Source organism: Winogradskyella poriferorum, from assembly GCF_050618035.1.
Lineage (GTDB): Bacteria > Bacteroidota > Bacteroidia > Flavobacteriales > Flavobacteriaceae > Winogradskyella > Winogradskyella poriferorum_A.
On record NZ_JBODPY010000018.1, the window covers coordinates 1 to 341 of the forward strand.

1 pseudogene is annotated in these 341 nt (G+C 32.0%); it reads right to left on the minus strand.

The features are described from left to right. Positions 1-160: 160 nt before the first annotated feature. Positions 161-341 (minus strand): annotated as a pseudogene (locus ACRHOC_RS14745) ((Fe-S)-binding protein); the annotation flags it as partial.

Sequence of the window (341 nt, forward strand, 5' to 3'; positions counted from 1 at the left end):
CATCCAATCAGAAGGGTCTATTTTTTTCTTTTGAATACATTCACATGTATCATTTGCCATTAGCTCCAGAGCTTCCTCTTTCGTTGTATTTTGAGCAAATACTAGGTTAAGGCCAACTAAGGCAATTAGGGTGATTGTTAATTTCTTCATTTATATTGATCTAAGTGTAAGCAATTAATTCTGCAATATCCATTACAGATATTTTATCTTCTTTTTCATTGAATTTTACACCATCTGACATCATGGTATTACAATAAGGACAGGCTGTTGCAATAATATCTGGTTTACTTTCTAAGGCATGCTGAGTTCTAAGAATATTAATGTGCATATTCACTTTTTCT